This is a genomic window from Methylobacterium durans (assembly GCF_003173715.1).
Lineage (GTDB): Bacteria > Pseudomonadota > Alphaproteobacteria > Rhizobiales > Beijerinckiaceae > Methylobacterium > Methylobacterium durans.
The window spans coordinates 6,770,181-6,788,375 of the sequence record NZ_CP029550.1 but is presented as its reverse complement, the minus strand read 5'-3'; the positions used below and the strand labels follow the sequence as shown (position 1 = coordinate 6,788,375).

Genomic DNA, 18,195 nt, shown 5'->3' with positions numbered 1-18,195 from the left:
ACGCAAGGGGCCCGGGCCGCGATGGTGCAGCGGGCGGGCGGACGCACCAGCGTGCCGCAGATCTTCGTCGGCGAACAGCACGTCGGCGGCTGCGACGACCTCTACGCCCTCCCGCGCCGGCAAGCTCGACCCGCTCCTGAAGGGTGCCGAAGTCGGGGTCGCCGGTGCCTGAGGGCCGCTTCATCGCCGCCTGCGTGCAGATGCGCTCGGGCCGCGAGCCCCTGGCCAACCGCGACGCGGCGGTGCGGGCGTCCGCGAGGCGGTGGCGGCCGGCGCACACTACGTTCAGACGCCGGAAATGACCTCGCTGGTCGAGCGCAGCCGCACGGCGATTTCGAGGGGTGCGTGCGCAGAGGACGATCCGACGCTCGCCGCGCTCCGCGACGTTGCCCGCGAGACCGGCGCCGTGGTGCAGATCGCTCGCTGGCGATCCGCAACGGCGAGAAGATCGCCAACCGCGCGCCTGATCGACGGGCAGGGCGAGATCGTCGCGGCCTACGACAAGCTCCACCTCTATGACGTCGATCTGCCGAACGGCGAGCGCTGGCGTGAATCGGCCACCTATACGGGCGGCGCCTGCGCGATCGTCGCCGACACGGCTCTGGCTCCGATCGGGCTCGGCATCTGCTACGACATCCGCTTCCCCGCCCTGTTCCGGGCGCTCGCGGAGGCCGGCGCCAGCATCCTGACGGCGCCCGCCTGCTTCACCCAGCAGACCGGCGAGCCCACTGGCACGTGCTGCACCGGGCCCGCGCCATCGAGACCGGCTCGTTCATGATCTCGGCCGCGCAGGGCGGGCGCCACGAGGACGGACGCGACACCTACGGCCACTCGATCATCGTCGATCCCTGGGGTCGGGTGATCGCCGAGGCCGACGGGGCGGAGCCCGGCGTGATCCTCGCCGAGATCGACCTTGCGCGCGTCGCCGAGGCGCGGGGCCGCATCCCGGCGCTCCAGCACGCGCGGCCCTTCACCGTCGAGCGGGTGGGGCGTTGTTCATGAGTCGCGCGTTATCCTGACGTCATGATCCGCTACACCCTCGTCTGCGAGGCCAGCCACACGTTCGAGAGCTGGTTTCCCTCAAGCGCCTCCTTCGACGAGCAGGCCGCGCGCGCCTCGTGAGCTGCCCGCTCTGCGGATCGGGCAAGGTGGAGAAGGGCCTGATGGCCCCCCGCATCGCCCGCACGGACCGGGGCGAGCGGTCGGCGCCCGTGCCGGCTCCCCTCCCGGAGGCACCCGGGCCCAGCCCCATGCCGATGATTGCGGAGCCGGAGCAGAAGCTCAGGGCGCTCTTGCGCGCCGTGCGCGAGCACGTGCAGAGCACCGCCGAGCATGTCGGCCCGCGCTTTCCCGAGGAGGCCCGCAAGATCCATTACGGCGAGGTCGCGGAGCGGCCGATCTACGGCGAGGCGAGCCCCGAGGAGGCCCGCGCCCTCATCGAGGAGGGCATCGACGTGGCGCCGCTGCCGCCGATGCCGGACGACCGGAACTAGGGCGGGTTCGGGCCGGGCCGGCTCCCGGATGAGGCGCGGATCCCCTCTCCCGTTCGGGAGAGGTCGAGTCCGCGGCACGCGGACTGGGTGAAGGGTGCGCCATACCCGGACAGGCCGCACCCCTCACCCCGCCCTCTCCCGAACGGAGAGGGGGCGCGTCGCGCCGGATGGCGGCCCCGCCGGCAACCGAGGCGAGGGCGGCCGCGATCAGCGCGTTCCAGCCGGCGAGCGAGAGCCCGAGGAAGCGCCAGGCGGCCGTCGAGCAATCGACCACCCGCGTCGTCTTGAGCCGGTCGAGGAAATCGCTCTCATCGCCTCGGGATTGGCGCCGGCGCCGCCGCCGCAATCGCTCGGGCCGGGCCAGAACCCCCATTCCGCGCCCGCGTGGTAGATCCCGAGGCCCGCTCCGTAGAGGAGGCCGAGGGCCGCGAGCCCGAGGGCGAGGCGGGCGAGGCGCGCCGGCAGGACGAGGGCGGCGAGCGCGAGCGGCACCGCGGCGTAGTAGGGGATGCGCTCGGTGAGGCAGAGCTTGCAGGGCACGTAGCCGAGCCCGTGCTCGAACACGAGGGCGCCCCCGACGGTCAGCGCCGCGCCGAGCGCCACGAGGAGGGCGGCGACGCGGAGGCTCGACAGACCGGCCGCACGCATCACAGCACCAGCTTGAACAGCACAAAGCCGAGCACGATCACCGCCACCGAGATCGCCGCGACCGCGTTCAGGTGCCGGTCGAGCACGCCGCGGATCTGCACGCCGTAGCGCCCGAGAAGCCCCGCCAGCAGGAAGAAGCGCGCGCCGCGGGTGACGATCGACAGCACCGTGAACCAGAACAGGCTGTAATGCGCGAAGCCCGAGGTGATGGTGACGAGCTTGTAGGGGATCGGCGTCAGGCCCTTCAGCAGGATCACCCAGTGGCCGTACTCGGCGTAGGATTCCTGAAAGGTATGGGCCGAGTTCTGCAGCCCGTAGAGCCGGATCAGCCACTGGCCGAGGGAATCGAACAGCAGGGCCCGATCGCGTAGCCGACGAGGCCGCCCGCCACCGAGGCCACCGTCGCCACGAGGGCGTAGAACCAGACCCGGTCGGGCCGGCTCACCGCCATCGGCACCATCATGGCGTCGGGCGGGACGGGAAAGAACGAGCTCTCCGCGAAAGCCACGGCGCCGAGCGCCCAGGGCGCCGAGGGCTTGCCGGCGAGCGCGAGTATCCACTCGTAGAGGCCGCGGATCATCGGGTCCTTGTCCGGTCGGGGAGAGGCGCCGACCTTTGAGCACAGGCGGGCGGCCCTGGCCAGTGAAGGCGCGCCGCACCGTCTCCGCAAAAGTCCTTGGCCGCCGGGGCGAACTTGTGCGATGAGGCGCGGGTCGCGGGTATGGCGGAATTGGTAGACGCGGGCGACTCAAAATCGCCAGCCGCAAGGCGTGGGGGTTCGATTCCCTCTACCCGCACCACGCAGCCTCAATCCTCATCGAGAAAGCGCCGGATCCAGGAGCCGACGCGGCCGGAATCGTGGGGCGCGTCCAGGGAGGCGAGCGCCGCCGCGACGAGCGCCGGATCCGTCTCCCCCGCCCGGTGCCCGTCCGTGAGCGCGCGGGCGAAGTCGGGATTGAATTCCGGATGGCACTGGAAGGAGAGGGCGGCACGGTCCCGGTAGGCGAGCACCGCGTGCGGGGTGAAGGCGCTGGCCGCGAGCACCCGCGCGCCGGGCGGCCGAGCCACGACCTGGTCCTGATGGCTCACGGGCACGCGGATCGCGTCGTCGCCGCCATCCATGAAGGGCGCTCGCTCCACGATCGCGTAGCGGTGCAGCCCGAGGCCCCAGCCCCTCTCCGACTTTACGACCTGCCCGCCCCAGGCCTGCGCCATCACCTGATGGCCGAAGCAGAGCCCGACCACCTTCCGGTCGGGCGCGAGCGCCCGCAGGAAGGCGATCAGCGCCGCGATCCACGGATCGGGATCGTAGACGCCGGCCGGCGAGCCGGTGATCAGGTAGGCCGCGTGCGCGTCCGGCGCGGGAAGCGCCCCGGCATCGGCGCGGACGATCTCGTAATCGTGGCCGGGCCCGACGAGGCTGCGCACCATCGCGCCGTAGCCGGGATAGCGCCCGCCGAGGCGCGCCGGCGGCCGGCCGGTCTCGAGGACGGCAATTCTCATGGGCGGGTCGTTTCGCGTGTCCGAAGCGTGTCACTCGACCCGCGGTGTAGATCAGGCGGCGACCGCCCGGAAGGACGGCCTCACGCGGCCCTGACCCGTGGGCGCAAGGCCCCCGCCGCCTTCGGGCGGATGTCCATGGCGTTGCCGCGCCAGACGATCGCGCTCCGCATCCAGGCGGCGGCCCAGAGGGCCGGCAGCATCGCGTCCCGCACCAGGAAGGCGAGGACGAGGCGCGGCGAGCGGTGCCAGCCGGCGCGCGCGGCGAGCCGGAATTCGGCGCCGTACCAGAGCGCCGCCATCGCGAGGAGGGCGAGGTGCGCGGGCGCGCCCTCGACCGCGGCGGCGCCGAGCCCGAGGGGAAGGAGGGCGCCGGTGCCGATCTCGGGGGCGAAGAACAGCGGGAAGGTGACGCGCCGCAGCCGGGCCCAGCGGATCTGGCGCGCCCACACCTCCCGCAGGCTCCGCCGCCCGAGGGGCTGCTCGAAGGGCGCCGCGACGAGGTGGACGCGGCGTCCCGCCACCCGCACGAGCTTCGTGGCCGCGGCGTCCTCCGCGATCTCGGCGGCGAGCGCCCGGATGCCGCCGCGAGCCTCCAGGAAGGGCCGGTGCCACAGCATGCTCTTGCCCTGCGCGAAGCCGAGCCCGAGGGCCTCGCCGGCATATTGCCAGCGCGCCTGCAGGGTGTTGAGGAAGGCGCACTCGACCTCGGCCGGGAAGCTGTCCGGCCGGGCGCCGACCGGCGTCGAGCAGACGAGGCCGGTGTCGGGCCGCCACGCCGCCTGCAGCCGCTGCAGGTAGTCCGGCGGCATCAGCACGTTCGAATCGGCGAGCACCACCCATTCGTGGCGGGCCGCCTCCCAGCCGCGCACGCAATTGTTGAGCTTCGGGTTGTCGCTCACCCGCTCGTCGCCGACGATGATCCGCGCCGGCACGGACGGATGGGCCGCGATGAGCCGGTGCAGGAGCGGCAGGATCGGGTCTCCCGCATCCGCCACGCAGAAGATCAGCTCGTAGGCGGGATAGTCGAGGCGGAAGCCGCGGGTCAGCATCTCCTCGCTGAAGGTCTCGAGCCCGCAGACCGGCCGCACCAGGGAGACGGGAGCGCCGGCCGGGATGGTCGAGCCTGTCCGGACCGCGCCGATGCGGTGCGCGGCGACGATCAGGCTCGCGAGATTGACGAGGGTCACGAGGGCGCAGAGCGCCAGGACGGCCAGGGTGGCGATCGGGATGCCGCTCGCGAAGGCGCCGTCCATGAATCCCGCCATGAATTCGCTCCTCGGCTCCGGGCTCGCGACGGGACGGCACGCGCCGATCCCTGCCGGTCCCAATCCGAACAGGGCCCCTAACAGCCGGGCCGTATCAGGCGTATGACAGGCCGCGAACCAGGGAGCGCCCGCGGGCGCCGGAGGAGGGGCGGGCGTGACGCCGATCGTCTATCACCCGGCCTATCAGGCGAGCCTGCCCGCGGGCACCGCTTCCCCATGGGCAAGTACGGCCGGCTCGCCGAGATCCTGTCCGCCCGCGGCCTCGCGCCGGCGGGCTTCGTGACGCCGGAGCCGGCGGGGGCGGAGACCCTCTGCCTCGTCCACGACCGCGCCTATGTCGAGGCCGTGCTCGCCTCGGCCGTGCCCCGCGAGATCGAGAAGGCGATCGGCCTGCCGATCGATCCGGGCGTGACGCGCCGCGCCCGCGCCTCGGCGGGCGGCACGCTGGCGGCGGCGCGGCTCGCCCTGGCCCACGGCCTCGCGGGAGCGCGGCGGGCGGCAGCCACCACGCGCGGCGGGCGCAAGGGGCGGGCTTCTGCGTGTTCAACGACGTGGCGGTGGCGGCCCGCGCCCTGCAGAGGGAGGGCGCGATCGGCCGGGCCCTCGTGGTCGATTGCGACGTCCACCAGGGCGACGGCACCGCCGACTGCCTCTACGCCTGCCCGGACCTCTTCACCCTCTCGATCCACGCCGAGAAGAACTACCCCGCCCGCAAGATCGCAGGCGACCTCGACATCGGCCTTGCCGACGGCCAGAGCGACGCCGAGTACCTCGCCATCCTCGCGGGCCGGCTGCCGCCGCTCCTCGACGCCCTGCGGCCGGACCTCGTCTTCTACAATGCCGGCGTCGATCCGCACCGGGACGACCGGCTCGGGCGCCTCGCCCTGACGGACGAGGGCCTCGCGGCCCGCGACTGGCTCGTCGTGCGGGAGGCGCGGGCGCGGGGCATCCCGCTGGTGGCGGTCATCGGCGGCGGCTACGGCCACGACGTCGACGCGATCGCGGCCCGCCACGCCCTCGTCTTCGAGGCGATGGCGGCCGAGGCCGGGGGATAGCATCCGATCTCCGTCCCGGGTCGCCCTCCGCTGACGCTCCGGGCAGGTGCTCCGCGTCAGGAGACCGACGGTTCCCCTAGCATTACAGTTGCAGGGTGAGGCTCCTATCTGAGTGGTTTCGGATGGGAGAGCGCGATGTCCTCAACCTCGCTCGAATCCACGCTGGAGCTCTGGTCGACGACACTGCGGCAGGCCAAGCAGCGCATCCGCCCGCTGTTTGCCGCCCCGAGCGTCGCCGCCTCCGCCAACGCCTTCCTGGAGGGCTTGCTTGGGGGTGAGCGGCGCAAGACCGGCTGGATGCGGGCTGAAGCTGCTGGTGATCCAGGCCCCTGGCGCCAGCAGGCTGTCCTCGGTCGCACGCACTGGGACGCGGAGGCGCTGCGGGACGTGGTGCGTGACTACGTCCTCGAGACGCTCGGCTCACCTGACGCGGTGGTGGTGATCGACGAGACCGGCTTCTTGAAGCAGGGCAGAGCCTCGTGCGGTGTGGGCCGGCAGTACACAGGCTCAGCTGGCAAGATCACCAACTGCCAGATCGGGGTGTTTGCCGCCTACGTCTCGGATCAGGGCCACGCCTTCATCGATCGTCAGCTGTACCTGCCCAAAGCCTGGGCCGGAGACCCGGCTCGAAGGCGGACGGCGCATGTGCCGGAGGCCATCACCTTTGCCACCAAGCCGCAGCTGGCGCTGGCCATGATCGAGCGGGCGATAAAGGCAGAGGTGCCGTTTGCGTGGGTTGCGGCTGACAGCATCTACGGGGTTGGCGAGATCGAGCTGGCGCTGCGCCGTGCGTACAAGGGCTACGTGCTCGGTGTCACGGGTCAGCATCGGTTCTGGTCCTGGGACCAAAACCTCGACGTCGCGGGCACCGCCGAGGAGATCGCCAAGGATCTCTCCAAGACAGACTGGATCCGGCTCTCGGCCGGATCTGGCACGAAGGGACCGCGCCTGTTCGACTGGGCCTACCTGCCGCTGGCCACGCTGCCGGCGGATGCGCTCGACGCCGCTCTTGATCAGAGCGTGTGGACGCGCGGCCTGCTCGTGCGGCGCAGCCTGTCGGACGGGAGCTTCTCCTACTTCACCACTTGGTGCCCGGCCGGCACGCCGGTGCAGACGCTGGTGGCCGTGGAGGGGCGACGCTGGGCCATCGAGGACGCGTTCGAGACCGCCAAGACGGAGCTCGGGCTGGCCCACAACGAGAGCCGTTCGTGGCACGGCTGGCACCGGCACGTCAGCTTGGTGATGCTGGCTTTTGCGATGTTGGCGCGGGTGCGCCGGTTGGCCAACGGAACGCCCCCAAAAACGCCGCTCATCGCCAAGCTCGCCGGTGCCGTGGTCCATTCAGGAGATCCGGCGCGTGGCGATGCGGCTGGCGCAGCGGCGCATTGAGCCCGCGCTCGTGCTCGCTTGGTCAGCCTGGCGGCGCGCCCACCAAGCTGCCGCCCGACAGGCGCACCTCAGAACGAAACTGCAACTGTAATGCTAGCCCTCCGGCAGGGCCCGCGCCTGCGCCTCCAGCGCCCCGAACAGCCGGTCGAGCTCCGCACCGTCGAGTTCGTGGAAGCCGAGCGACCGGCTCATCATCAGCCCGAGGATCGCGAACAGGAAGGCGGCCCCGGCGCCCGGGCGCGCCTCGATCTCGGCGAGATCCCGCAGGCGCTCGGCGAGGAAGCTCCGGAAGCCGGCGACGGCCTCCGCGTTCTCCGCGGTCGCGATCAGCAGGGAATCGGGGAAACCACATTCCTCGGCGTAGACCTCGCGGGCGTGCCCGATCATCGCGAGCGGCATGCGGGCCCGCGACGCCGCCAGCGCGGCGGCGTGCTCGCCGATGCCGGCGCGCAGCCGCTCCACCTTGCGGGCGGCGAGCGCCGTGACCAGCGCGTCCTTCGAGGCGTAATGGTGCAGCACCCCGCCCTTGCTGAGGCCCGCCTCCGCCGCCACCGCGTCGATCGTCAGCGTGCGGCTGCCGGAGCGGCGCAGCAGCGCCTCGGCCGCGTCGAGGATGATCTCGGGCCGGTCCTCCCGCCGGGTGCGCGCCTTCGCCATACCCTCGACCTGTTAAAAACCGTCTGGACGGTCGGTAATGTAGTGGATATGGCTGCGCGGCGATAGGCCGAATCGCGGCCTTGGCCCGAGGTGCCGCCCGAGATGTTGCCATGACGGGACGTCGATCAACGCCGCTCGCCATCTGCGCCGTCCTGCTGGCCGGCGCGGTCGCCGCACCCGCCCTCTCTGCCCAGACGGAGCCCGGGAAGCCGCTCGCGGCGCAGACATTCGTGCGCGTCGTCGCGGCCGAGCGCTCGATGATCGCCACCGACATCGTCATCACCGGGGACGTGCAGGCGCAGGCGCAGACCAACGTCTCGTTCCGGACGAACGGCAAGGTCGGCGCGCGCCTCGTCGAGGTGGGGGACCATGTCGAGGCCGATCAGGTCCTCGCCCGCCTCGACCCGCAGGAGCAGCGGGCGAACCTCGACAACGCCCGCGCGGCGCTCACCTCGGCGGAGGCGCAGCTCACGCAGGCGAAGCTCAGCTTCAAGCGCCAGGAGACGCTGCTGGCGAGCGGCTACACGACCCGGCCCGCCTTCGACAATGCCGAGCAGCAGCTCCGGACGACCCAGGCGGCGGTCGACTCGGCCAAGGCCGCGCTCGGCACCGCGCAGGAGCAGTTCTCCTACACGGAGCTGCGCGCGGGCGTCGCCGGCATCGTGCTCAGCCGCTCGCTGGAGACCGGCCAGGTCGTGCGGGCGGGCCAGTCCGTGCTCATTCTCGCGCAGGACGGGCCGCGCGATGCGGTGTTCAACGTCTACGAGGCGCTGCTGGCGACGCCGCCCGACTCGAAGACCGTCGAGGTCGTGCTCCAGGCCGACCCCGGCGTCGTCGCGGTGGGCAGCGTCCGCGAGATCGCGCCGAGCGTCGATCCGTCCTCCGGCACGGTGCGGGTCAAGGTCGGGCTCGACCGGACGCCGCCGCAGATGGGGCTCGGAGCGGTCGTGGTCGGGCGGGGCAAGTTCCGGCCGCAACCGGCCATCGTGCTGCCCTGGTCGGCGCTCTACCGCTGGAAGGGCCGGCCCGCGATCTGGGTGCTCGACCCGGCGACGGGCACGGTGTCCCCGCGCAACGTCACGGTCGAGCGCTACGGCGCCGACACGATCGCGCTCGCCGCCGGCGTGGAGCCGGGCGAGCAGGTCGTCACGGCGGGCATCCAGTTCCTGCGTCCGGGCCAGACCGTGACGGTGGCGGCGAGCGGGGAGGGCGGCCGATGAGCGCGACGGGGATGCGATCCGCCCACCTCTCCCGTTCGGGAAGGCCTGAGTCCGCGGCACGCGGACCGGGTGAGGGATCGGCCGTATCCGGAGAGGTCGCACCCCTCACCCCAACCCTCTCCCGAACGGGAGAGGGGGCAGGGCGCGCCTGTCTCCTCGCCATGCCCCTCCTCCTCGCCGCCTGCCAGCCGGCACAGGAGAAGGCCGAGGCGCCGCCGGTACGGCCGGTGCTCTACACCCTCGCCAAGCCCGTCGACCGGGTCGTCTTCGGCCCCTTCGCCGGCACGGTGGAGCCGCGCTACCAGTCGCAGCTCGGCTTCCAGATCGGCGGCCGGGTGGTCGCCCGCGACGTCACGGTCGGCGACATCGTGACGAAGGGCCAGCGCTTGGCCGCCCTCGATCCCGTGGTGCCGCGCTTCGCCCTGGTGCGGGCCGAGGCCGATGTCGCCGATGCCAGGGCGCAGGCCGAGAATGCCGCGGCCACCGAGGCGCGCACCCGCCGCCTGATGGAGGGCGCCAACGTCACCCAGGCCCAGCTCGACGGCGCCGTGGCCAACCGCGACACCGCCCAGGCCCGCCTCGCCCAGGCCCAGTCGAGCCTGCAGAAGGCGCAGGACCAGATCGGCTACACCGAGCTGAAGGCGGATTTCGACGGGGTGGTGACGCAGCGCAGCGCCGAGGTCGGGCAGGTCCTGAGCGCCGGCCAGGCGGTCGTGACCGTGGCCCGCCCCGAGGAGCGCGAGGCCGTCGTCGACATCCCCGAGGATCTGGCCGGCGCGATGCCCAAGGACGGGCGCTTCACGGTCTCGCTCCAGAGCGCGCCCGAAGTCACGGCGGCGGGCCGGGTCCGCGAGGTCTCGCCCTTCGCCGACCAGTCGACCCGCACCCGGCGCATCCGTATGAGCCTGGAGAACCCGCCTTCCGCCTTCCGCCTCGGCGCGACCATCACGGTCTCCCTGTCGCGGCCGGTCGCGCCCCGCTTCCCGCTGCCCGCCACCGCCATCCTGACGGAGAACGGGCGCGACTCGGTCTGGATCGTGAACGCCGCCGGCAATGCCGTGGCCCGCCGCGACGTCGCCCTGGCCGAGCGCGGCCCCGAGCGCGTCACGGTGAGCGGCGGCCTGAACCCGAACGAGCGCGTCGTCGTCGCCGGCGTCCATTCCCTGCAGGAGGGCCAGACGATCCGGCTCTCGGAAGAGCCCCTGTGATGCACGCACCGAACGACACAAGCGGCGAGGTGCGCACTGGGGGCTTCAACCTCTCGGACTGGGCGCTCGGGCACCGCTCCTTCGTCTGGTTCCTGATGGCCGTGTGCCTGGTCGCCGGCACCATCGCCTACCGGGGCCTCGGCCGCGAGGAGGACCCGCCCTTCGCCATCAAGACCATGGTCGTCCAGGCGAACTGGCCGGGCGCCACCATCAAGGACACGCTGGAGCAGGTCACCGACCGGATCGAGAAGGAGCTCCAGCAGATCAACGCCCTCGACTACGTGCGGAGCTACACGACGCCGGGCCAGGCGACCGTGTTCGTCAACCTGCGCGATACGACAAAGCCGGGGGAGATCCAGCCCGCCTTCTACCAGGTGCGTAAGCGCCTCGGGGACATCCAGAACACCTTCCCGCAAGGGGTGCAGGGCCCGTTCTTCAACGACGAGTTCGGCGACGTCTACGGCAACGTCTACGGCTTCACCGCCGACGGGCTGACCCACCGGCAGCTGCGCGACTACGTCGAGGGCGTGCGCACCGAGATCCTGAAGGTCCCGAACATCGGCAAGACGCTGCTGCTCGGCAGCCAGAAGGAGACGATTTACCTCGACTTCTCGACCCGCAAGCTCGCCGGCTACGGCATCGACATCCAGTCGCTGATCAAGACCCTGCAGAGCCAGAACGCGATCTCGCCGTCCGGCGTCGTCCAGGCCGGTCCGGAGCGGGTCTCGGTGCGGGTGAGCGGCCAGTTCGCCTCCGAGGATTCGCTGCGCGACATCAACCTGCGCTTCAACGACCGCTTCTTCCGCCTCTCGGACGTCGCCGAGATCAGCCGCGGCTACGAGGACCCGCCGGCCGCCCTGTTCCGGGTCGACGGCAAGCCGGCGATCGGGCTCGCCATCGCCATGCGGCCGAACGCCAACCTCCTGCATTTCGGCGAGGATCTGAGCGCGCGCATGCGTCAGATCGAGGCCAAGCTCCCGATCGGGGTCGGCATCCACCTCGTCTCGGACCAGCCCAGAATCGTGGAGGAGGCGGTCGGCGGCTTCACCCAGGCGCTGGTCGAGGCCGTCGTCATCGTCCTCGTCGTCAGCTTCATCAGCCTCGGGCTGCGGGCGGGGCTCGTCGTCGCGATCTCGATCCCGCTGGTCCTCGCCATCGTCTTCGTGATCATGCAGATCATGGGGGTGACGCTGCAGCGCATCTCCCTCGGCGCCCTGATCATCGCGCTGGGACTTCTCGTCGATGACGCGATGATCACCGTGGAGATGATGGTCGCCCGCCTCGAACTCGGCGACTCGCTGAAGAAGGCTGCGACCTACGCCTACACCTCGACCGCCTTCCCGATGCTCACCGGCACCCTGGTGACGGTGGCGGGCTTCCTGCCGATCGGCTTCAACGGCTCGGCGGCCGGCGAGTACACCTACTCGCTCTTCGTGGTGATCGCGGCCTCGCTCCTCGTCTCCTGGGTGGTGGCGGTGCTGTTCGCGCCCCTCATCGGCGTGGCGCTGCTGCCCAAGACGATGAAGGCGCATTCCCACGAGGGCGGCCGGCTGACCCGCCTGTTCCTCCGCGTGCTCCGGGTCGCGATGCGCTTCCGCTGGACCACGGTGCTCGCCTGCGTCGCGATGATGGGGCTCGCGATCGCCGGCATGACGAAGGTGCAGCAGCAATTCTTCCCCGCCTCCGACCGGGCCGAGCTCCTCGTCGACATGACGCTGCCGCAGAACGCGACCATCACCGAGACGAAGGCCCAGATGGACCGCTTCGAGGCGGCGCTGAAGGGCGACCCCGACATCGAGCGCTGGTCGTCCTATGTCGGCCAGGGCGCCGTGCGCTTCTACCTGCCCCTCGACCAGCAGCTCGCCAACGCCTTCTTCGGGCAGATCGTGATCGTCACGAAGTCGCTCGAGGCCCGCGACCGGGTGATCGCCCGCCTGGACGCGTTCGGGAAGCGCGACTTCGTCGGCACCGACGTCTTCGTGAACCCGCTCTCCCTCGGCCCCCCGGTCGGCCGGCCGATCCAGTACCGGCTCAGCGGGCCGGACCTGCAGGTGGTGCGCGAGAACGCCCTGAAGCTCGCCGACATCGTCGCGCGAAACCCCATGTCGGCGTGCCGACCTTCGACTGGAACGAGCCCGGCAAGGTGCTGCGCGTCGAGATCCTGCAGGACAAGGCCCGCCAGCTCGGCGTGACCAGCCAGGACATCGCCTCGATCCTCAACAGCGTCGTCGGCGGCTCCGCGATCACGCAGGTGCGCGACTCGATCTACCTCGTGAACGTCGTGGGCCGCGCCCGCACCATCGAGCGCACCTCCCTCGATACGCTCCAGAGCCTGCAGGTCACGCTCTCGAACGGCGCCGTGGTGCCGCTCCTCGCCTTCGCGAAGATCGACTACGACCTCGAACAGCCGATCGTCTGGCGCCGCGACCGGGTGCCGACGCTCACCGTCAAGGCGCCGATCATCGACGCGACGCAGCCGCCGACCATCGTGGCGGATCTCCAGGCCGAGATCGATGCCTACGCGCGCGCGCTGCCCGAGGGCTACACGCTGGCGACCGGCGGCGCCGTCGAGGAGGCCGCCAAGGGCCAGGGGCCGATCGCGGCGGTGGTGCCGGTCATGCTGCTGACGATGGCGGTCTTCCTGATGATCCAGCTCCAGAGCGTGCAGAAGCTGTTCCTCGTCTCCAGCGTCGCGCCGCTGGGGATCATCGGCGTCGTCGCGGCGCTCCTCAGCTCGGGTAAGCCCATGGGATTCGTGGCGATTCTCGGGATTCTGGCCTTGATCGGGATCATCATCCGCAATGCCGTGATCCTGATCGCTCAGATCGAGGAATGCGAGGCGGAGGGGCTCGGGCCCTGGGACGCCGTGGTCGAGGCGACCCGCCACCGCATGAGGCCGATCCTGCTCACCGCGGCGGCCGCCAGCCTCGGCATGATCCCGATCGCCCGCGAGGTGTTCTGGGGCCCGATGGCCTACGCCATGATCGGCGGCATCATCGCCGCCACCTTCCTGACCCTGTTCTTCCTGCCGGCCCTCTATGTCGGCTGGTACCGGATCAAGGCGCCGCCGCGCGGGCGCGCGGCCTGACCGCGGCGGCGAGGACCTCGCCCGCCGCCTCGACCGTCGTAGCGGCGGGGACGTCCCGGGGCGGCGGGATCGCCACCGGCTTCTGGAAGGCCCGCAGGTTTCCGATCAGCTTGCGCAGGAGGTGGATGGCAGCGTCGGTCTCCTCGGTCGTCAGCGTCGCGAGGAAATTGCGCTCGCGCTCCAGCGCCACCACCGTGATCCGGTCGTGCAGGTCGTGGCCCGCGGGCGACAGGGCGACGAGGCGGCGGCGCGCGTCGGTCTCGTCGCCGCGCACCAGCACCAGCCCGCGCTTCTCCATCCAGGCGAGGCTCCGGCTCACCACGCCCTTGTCGAGCTGGGCCGCGTTGCAGATGTGGTGCGCCGTCACCCAGGGCTCGGAGGCGAGCCGGTACATGATCCGCCAGTCGGTGATGCCGACCCCGAAATGCCGCCGGTAGAAGGTCGAGGCGCTCCGCGTCAGGTTGTTCGAGAGGGTCGTCAGCAGGGCCGGCACGTAGATATCCGGATCGATCGTCTCGTGCCGGACCGCGGCGCTCCCGGCCTCGCGCAATGCCTTCGTCGTTCGACCCATCGATGCCCTCGCGGCCGCACGCCGCAGCGTCGGATTCATCCTGATCAGAACATATTAGCCCGTCTTATTCACGAGGACGGTGGATCTGGGGTGGCGAGCGTAGCATAAAGCATTGATGTAGCTTAGGGATTGGGTGCTGACGCCAAGCCTTCAGATCGCACCGAGCCTGCCACGCCGCCATGTCCGATCCTACGTGTCTCCCGTTCGCGTTTCCATCCGTTCGGGGCAAGAAGCTCACAGCCGCCTTCGATGGCGGACGCCTGACCTCGGATGGCGGCGTCCTGCTGCTCGCCCAGGCCGCCCGGCGGTTGGACATTGCCGACAAGCTCGCTGCTGTGATCCCGGACCGTCGTGACCCCAGCCGGGTTCTGCATCCGTTGCCCGAGATCCTGCTGGCGCGCATCCTGGCGATTGCCTGCGGGTATGAGGATCGGACGACCTCGACCACCTGCGCGCCGACCCCGCCTTCAAGCTCGCCTGCGGCCGCCTGCCCGAGAGCGGGCACGACCTGATGAGCCAGCCCACCGTCTCGCGGCTGGAGAACACGCCGGGTCTGCGCGACCTCATCCGGCTCGGGCGGGTGCTGTCGACCTCTACTGCGCCAGCTACCCCGTCCCGCCCGACGCCGTCACCCTGGACATCGACGACACGTGCGACGTGGTGCACGGCCAGCAGCAACTGTCGCTGTTCAACGCCCATCACGATGGCGCTGCTTTCTGCCGATCCACGTCTACGACACCGCACCAGCCGCCGGTCGCGATGATCCTGCGGCCGGGCAAGACGCCCTCGGGCCGCGAAGTGCGTGGACATCTGCGCCGCCTCGTCCGGGCGATCCGCCGCCACTGGCCCAACACCGCGATCACCATCCGGGGCGACGGCCACTACGGCCGGCCCGAGGCAATGGACTGGTGCGAGGACAACCGCGTCGCTTACGTCTTCGGTTGACCGGCACCAAAGCGCTGGCGGCCAAGGTGGAACAGACGGCCGATCACATCAGAGTTGTGCGAGCCATCGACAACGAGGATGCGGTGCGGGGCTTTGCGAGACCACGCACGCGGCAAATCCTGGCGGCAAGAGCGGCGCGTCGCCGCCCGTATCGAGGCGACCCGGCTCGGCCTCGACATCCGCTATGTCGTCACAACATCACGACCGGCACGCCGGAATGGCTCTATGCCGACCTGTACTGTGCCGCGGACAGGCCGAGAACCTGATCAAGCTTGCACAAGAGCCAGCTCGCCTCCGACCGTACCTCGTGCCGGCATCCGCCGCCAACCAGATGCGGCTCGTCCTGCACACGGCGGCCTACTGGCTGATGCTGAGCGTGCGTGAGGCCATCCGAAGGCGCACCGCCTCGCCACGGCCGAGTTCGCCACGCTCCGGCTGCGCCTCCTGAAGCTTGGCGCCCGCATCCGCGAGACCGCCAGCCGGGTTCGCCTCGCCTTCGCCGCCGCCTGTCCTGAGGCGACCTACTGAGCCATCTCGCGGACACGCTCGCCCAGCACCTGGCTAAACCAAGGGGCCGTGATGCCCACAAACCCGCTCCCGTCCCTCCAGTGCTGACAGAACGATCCAGGTCCACACGCGTCAGAACAGACGCCCGATCCCGCGCGCCATCAGCCCAAAACACGCCGCAAGCCACTGCCCGGTGAATAAGACGGGCTAGAGCACATTTTGTTCATAGCGCTGCGACATTCCGGGCACAGCGGGGGCATCCCGCAAAAAGTGTCAATTTGGGTGGCCTCGGCGGGCGGAGATTGCCGGGCCGGACGTGCTCAGCGTCCCGACCGCTCCACCGTGGCCTCGGGCCGCGAATCGGTGCTGGCGTAGTAGGGCTTGATGTCGAGGAGCGGCGTCCCGTCGAGACAGTCGAGGCCCTGCACCACAAGCGTATCCCCGTCGCGCCGGATGAGCTCGACGACAGAGAGGGCGACCGGGTTCGGCCGGGCGGGCGAGCGCAGCGAGAAAGTGCCCCGGCTTCCGTCGGCGTGGCGCGGCCGCTGCCGCACGAGGTTCCGCGCGGCCCTGTCCATCCAGTAGAGCAGGATCAGGTGGCTCGCGCCCTCGACGTTCTGGAGGGCCGGCACGAAGGCCGGGTCGACCCGCACGGTGCAGACTGCGTTCGTCTGGCGTCCGTTCTTCGGGCACTCGGAGCGGCGGGTCCAGGGCGTCGAGATCCGGCCGATGAAGTACAGGCCGGCATCGAACTCGGTCGGAAGCGCGGTCCACTCCTCGCCGGGCCGGCGCTCGAACCCGTCCTCCGCCGATGCGCCGTCCACCTCGCTCATGCCGACCGTCCCCGTTCGTGCCGATCCCCCGCTTTCGGGCAGCCCGACCTCCGGTGCAAGCGTCGACCACGGCGGGGCGTCGCGCCGGGACGCCCGGCGGTGTAGAGCCGGAGGCGGGATTCCCATCGTGTACGGAGGCCGCCGCGTGATCGACGACGAGTTGCGACCGATGGAATCGGTGCCCGACCCTTCTGCGGCGATCGACCGGCTCGTCGCGCTCCATGCCGGAGCGACCGGCGCCCTGCGGGCAGCGCTCGACCGCTTCCTCGACGGCGGAACGCCGCCGGATGCCGCCGAGCGGCTCCGCTTCCGCTACCCGGAACTGCGCGTCACCTACCGGCCGTCCGGGCCCGTGCCGCGGATCAGCCGGGCGACGGCGAAGCTCCAGGTGCCGGGTACCTACGCCACAACCGTGACCCAGCCCGACCACTTCCGCACTTACCTGATGGCGCAGCTCCAGCCGCTCGTCGAGGATTACGGCGTCAGCCTGGAGGTCGGGCTCAGCGGTCAGGAGATCCCGTACCCCTACGTCTTGGAGCCCGGAGCCGACCTGACGCGCGGCGGGATCGGGCCGGCCGAACTCGCGACCTACTTCCCCGTCCCGCTCCTCTCCGTCGTCGGCGACGAGATCGCGGACGGGACATGGCAGCAGCTCCCGGACGCGCCGCGCCCGCTCGCCCTCTTCGACGCGATCCGCGTCGACTACTCCCTGCGCCGGCTCGTGCACTACACGGGCTGCGACTGGCGCCACGTGCAGCCCTGGATCCTGCTGACAAACTACCACCGCTACGTCGACCGCTTCGTGCGCCACGGCCTGGACCGCTTGGCCGCGGGCGAGGACGGCTTGGAGCAGATGATCCTGCCGGGCGGCATCACGGTGAGCCGTGCCGAGGCGGCCGGCGCCGACCCGGCCGCGATCGTCGCCGCCTCACCCTGGCACCGCTTCCAGATGCCGGCCTACCACCTCGTCGCCCGGCGACCGGACGGGTCGATGGAGGGCACCACGCTCGTCAACATCGGGGTCGGCCCCTCGAACGCCAAGACGATCACCGACCATCTCGCGGTGCTGCGGCCCCATTGCTGGCTGATGGTTGGGCATTGCGGGGGACTGCGCCAGTCGCAACGCATCGGCGACTACGTCCTTGCCCACGGCTACCTGCGCCGCGACCGCATCCTCGATGAGCTGGTGCCCCCGGACGTGCCGGTTCCGGCGCTCGCCGAGGTGCAGCTGGCGCTTCAGGCCGCCGCCGGAAAGGTGACCGGCGAGCAGGCCGAGACGCTGAAGAGCCGCCTGCGCACCGGCACCGTCGTCACCTACGACGACCGCAATTGGGAGTTGCGCTTTTCGCAGGAGCGGCGGCGCATCAACCTGTCCCGCGCGATTGGCGTCGACATGGAGAGCGGCACCATAGCCGCCCAGGGATATCGCCTGCGCGTCCCCTACGGCACGCTGCTCTGCGTCTCCGACAAGCCGCTTCACGGCGAGATCAAGCTGCCGGGCGCCGCCAACGCCTTCTACGAGCGGGCAGTGGCCGAGCACCTGCTGATCGGCCTCGCCGCCCTCGACGCCCTCCGCGCCGACCGCGCGGGCCTGCACTCGCGAAAGCTGCGCAGCTTCGATGAGCCGCCCTTCCGCTGATCGGCTCGGGGGATTGCGCGGGACCTGGCAGGTGCTTTCCCGCGCTGTCGAGGTGTAGGTCGGCAGCAAAAATTGACCAAAACCAGCCATTTGAAAGTATAAAAGAACGAAATTTGCTCAAATATGGCGATTAAATCATCATTATTATTTTCACCTCAGTATCCCGAAGCTTTC

General features: G+C 70.8%; 9 protein-coding genes, 1 tRNA gene and 9 pseudogenes. 12 read left to right on the top strand and 7 right to left on the bottom strand.

The annotated features are described in order from the left end of the window. Nucleotides 1-3: 3 nt before the first annotated feature. The 3 pseudogenes from DK389_RS35880 to DK389_RS31875 all read left to right on the top strand — a co-directional run. A pseudogene (locus tag DK389_RS35880) lies at nt 4-172 on the top strand (thioredoxin domain-containing protein); the annotation flags it as partial. A 126-nt stretch (nt 173-298) separates the two neighbouring features. After that, nucleotides 299-1,002 (top strand): annotated as a pseudogene (locus tag DK389_RS31880) (nitrilase-related carbon-nitrogen hydrolase). A 21-nt stretch (nt 1,003-1,023) separates the two neighbouring features. Beyond that, nucleotides 1,024-1,493 (top strand): annotated as a pseudogene (locus tag DK389_RS31875) (DUF1178 family protein). A 163-nt stretch (nt 1,494-1,656) separates the two neighbouring features. On the opposite strand, the pseudogene DK389_RS31870 reads toward DK389_RS31875, so the two are convergent. Together DK389_RS31870 and DK389_RS31865 are read right to left on the bottom strand one after the other, a co-directional pair. Further along, nucleotides 1,657-2,141, bottom strand: a pseudogene (locus tag DK389_RS31870) (disulfide bond formation protein B); the annotation flags it as partial. After that, nucleotides 2,141-2,721: pseudogene (locus DK389_RS31865) on the bottom strand (YqaA family protein). The pseudogenes DK389_RS31865 and DK389_RS31870, both read right to left, overlap by 1 nt. Nucleotides 2,722-2,856: 135 nt before the next feature. On the opposite strand from DK389_RS31865, the gene DK389_RS31860 reads away from it, so the two are divergent. After that, a tRNA-Leu gene (locus tag DK389_RS31860) sits at nt 2,857-2,941 on the top strand. A 7-nt stretch (nt 2,942-2,948) separates the two neighbouring features. Here the strand turns inward: DK389_RS31860 and DK389_RS31855 are convergent. Together DK389_RS31855 and DK389_RS31850 are read right to left on the bottom strand one after the other, a co-directional pair. Further along, the gene (locus tag DK389_RS31855) at nt 2,949-3,644 is read right to left on the bottom strand and encodes a type 1 glutamine amidotransferase (protein WP_109886682.1); all 696 of its coding nucleotides are present in this window, start codon (nt 3,642-3,644) and stop codon (nt 2,949-2,951) included. 80 nt (nt 3,645-3,724) lie between these two features. After that, nucleotides 3,725-4,909, bottom strand: coding sequence for a ceramide glucosyltransferase (locus DK389_RS31850; protein ID WP_418291989.1), 1,185 nt, complete (start codon nt 4,907-4,909; stop codon nt 3,725-3,727). 102 nt (nt 4,910-5,011) lie between these two features. On the opposite strand from DK389_RS31850, the pseudogene DK389_RS31845 reads away from it, so the two are divergent. Then, a pseudogene (locus DK389_RS31845) lies at nt 5,012-5,964 on the top strand (histone deacetylase family protein). A gap of 135 nt (nt 5,965-6,099) precedes the next feature. Further along, nucleotides 6,100-7,353: an IS701 family transposase gene (locus DK389_RS31840; protein WP_109886678.1), complete on the top strand. Its 1,254-nt coding sequence runs from the start codon at nt 6,100-6,102 to the stop codon at nt 7,351-7,353. 93 nt (nt 7,354-7,446) lie between these two features. On the opposite strand, the gene DK389_RS31835 is transcribed toward DK389_RS31840, so the two are convergent. After that, nucleotides 7,447-8,010 carry a TetR/AcrR family transcriptional regulator gene (locus DK389_RS31835; RefSeq protein ID WP_109886676.1) on the bottom strand — a complete coding sequence of 188 codons (564 nt, stop codon included), beginning with the start codon at nt 8,008-8,010 and terminating at the stop codon, nt 7,447-7,449. Between the two features lie 110 nt (nt 8,011-8,120). Here DK389_RS31835 and DK389_RS31830 point away from each other — a divergent pair, with 110 nt between their 5' ends. The 3 genes and pseudogenes from DK389_RS31830 to DK389_RS31820 all read left to right on the top strand — a co-directional run bounded on the left by DK389_RS31830 (nt 8,121) and on the right by DK389_RS31820 (nt 13,526). Then, nucleotides 8,121-9,230: an efflux RND transporter periplasmic adaptor subunit gene (locus tag DK389_RS31830; protein ID WP_109886674.1), complete on the top strand. Its 1,110-nt coding sequence runs from the start codon at nt 8,121-8,123 to the stop codon at nt 9,228-9,230. Nucleotides 9,231-9,391: 161 nt separating this feature from the next. After that, nucleotides 9,392-10,438 (top strand): efflux RND transporter periplasmic adaptor subunit, encoded by a 1,047-nt coding sequence (locus DK389_RS31825; RefSeq protein WP_109886672.1) that lies wholly within the window; start codon nt 9,392-9,394, stop codon nt 10,436-10,438. Further along, a pseudogene (locus DK389_RS31820) lies at nt 10,438-13,526 on the top strand (efflux RND transporter permease subunit). The gene DK389_RS31825 and the pseudogene DK389_RS31820 overlap by 1 nt, the downstream one beginning before the upstream one ends. Here DK389_RS31820 and DK389_RS31815 read toward each other — a convergent pair. Next, on the bottom strand, nt 13,495-14,097 hold the full coding sequence (locus tag DK389_RS31815; RefSeq protein ID WP_109886668.1) for a MarR family winged helix-turn-helix transcriptional regulator: 603 nt from the start codon (nt 14,095-14,097) through the stop codon (nt 13,495-13,497). The pseudogene DK389_RS31820 and the gene DK389_RS31815 sit on opposite strands and share 32 nt — an antisense overlap. Nucleotides 14,098-14,276: 179 nt before the next feature. Between DK389_RS31815 and DK389_RS35845 the strand changes: the two are divergent. Both DK389_RS35845 and DK389_RS35840 read left to right on the top strand, forming a co-directional pair. Further along, a pseudogene (locus DK389_RS35845) lies at nt 14,277-15,042 on the top strand (IS1380 family transposase). A gap of 184 nt (nt 15,043-15,226) precedes the next feature. Continuing rightward, a pseudogene (locus DK389_RS35840) lies at nt 15,227-15,570 on the top strand (transposase). Between the two features lie 299 nt (nt 15,571-15,869). Here the strand turns inward: DK389_RS35840 and tsaA are convergent. After that, nucleotides 15,870-16,382: a tRNA (N6-threonylcarbamoyladenosine(37)-N6)-methyltransferase TrmO gene (gene tsaA, locus DK389_RS31805; RefSeq protein WP_109886666.1), complete on the bottom strand. Its 513-nt coding sequence runs from the start codon at nt 16,380-16,382 to the stop codon at nt 15,870-15,872. Between the two features lie 145 nt (nt 16,383-16,527). On the opposite strand from tsaA, the gene DK389_RS31800 reads away from it, so the two are divergent. Continuing rightward, nucleotides 16,528-18,021 carry an AMP nucleosidase gene (locus DK389_RS31800; RefSeq protein ID WP_109895840.1) on the top strand — a complete coding sequence of 498 codons (1,494 nt, stop codon included), beginning with the start codon at nt 16,528-16,530 and terminating at the stop codon, nt 18,019-18,021. Nucleotides 18,022-18,195: the final 174 nt, after the last annotated feature.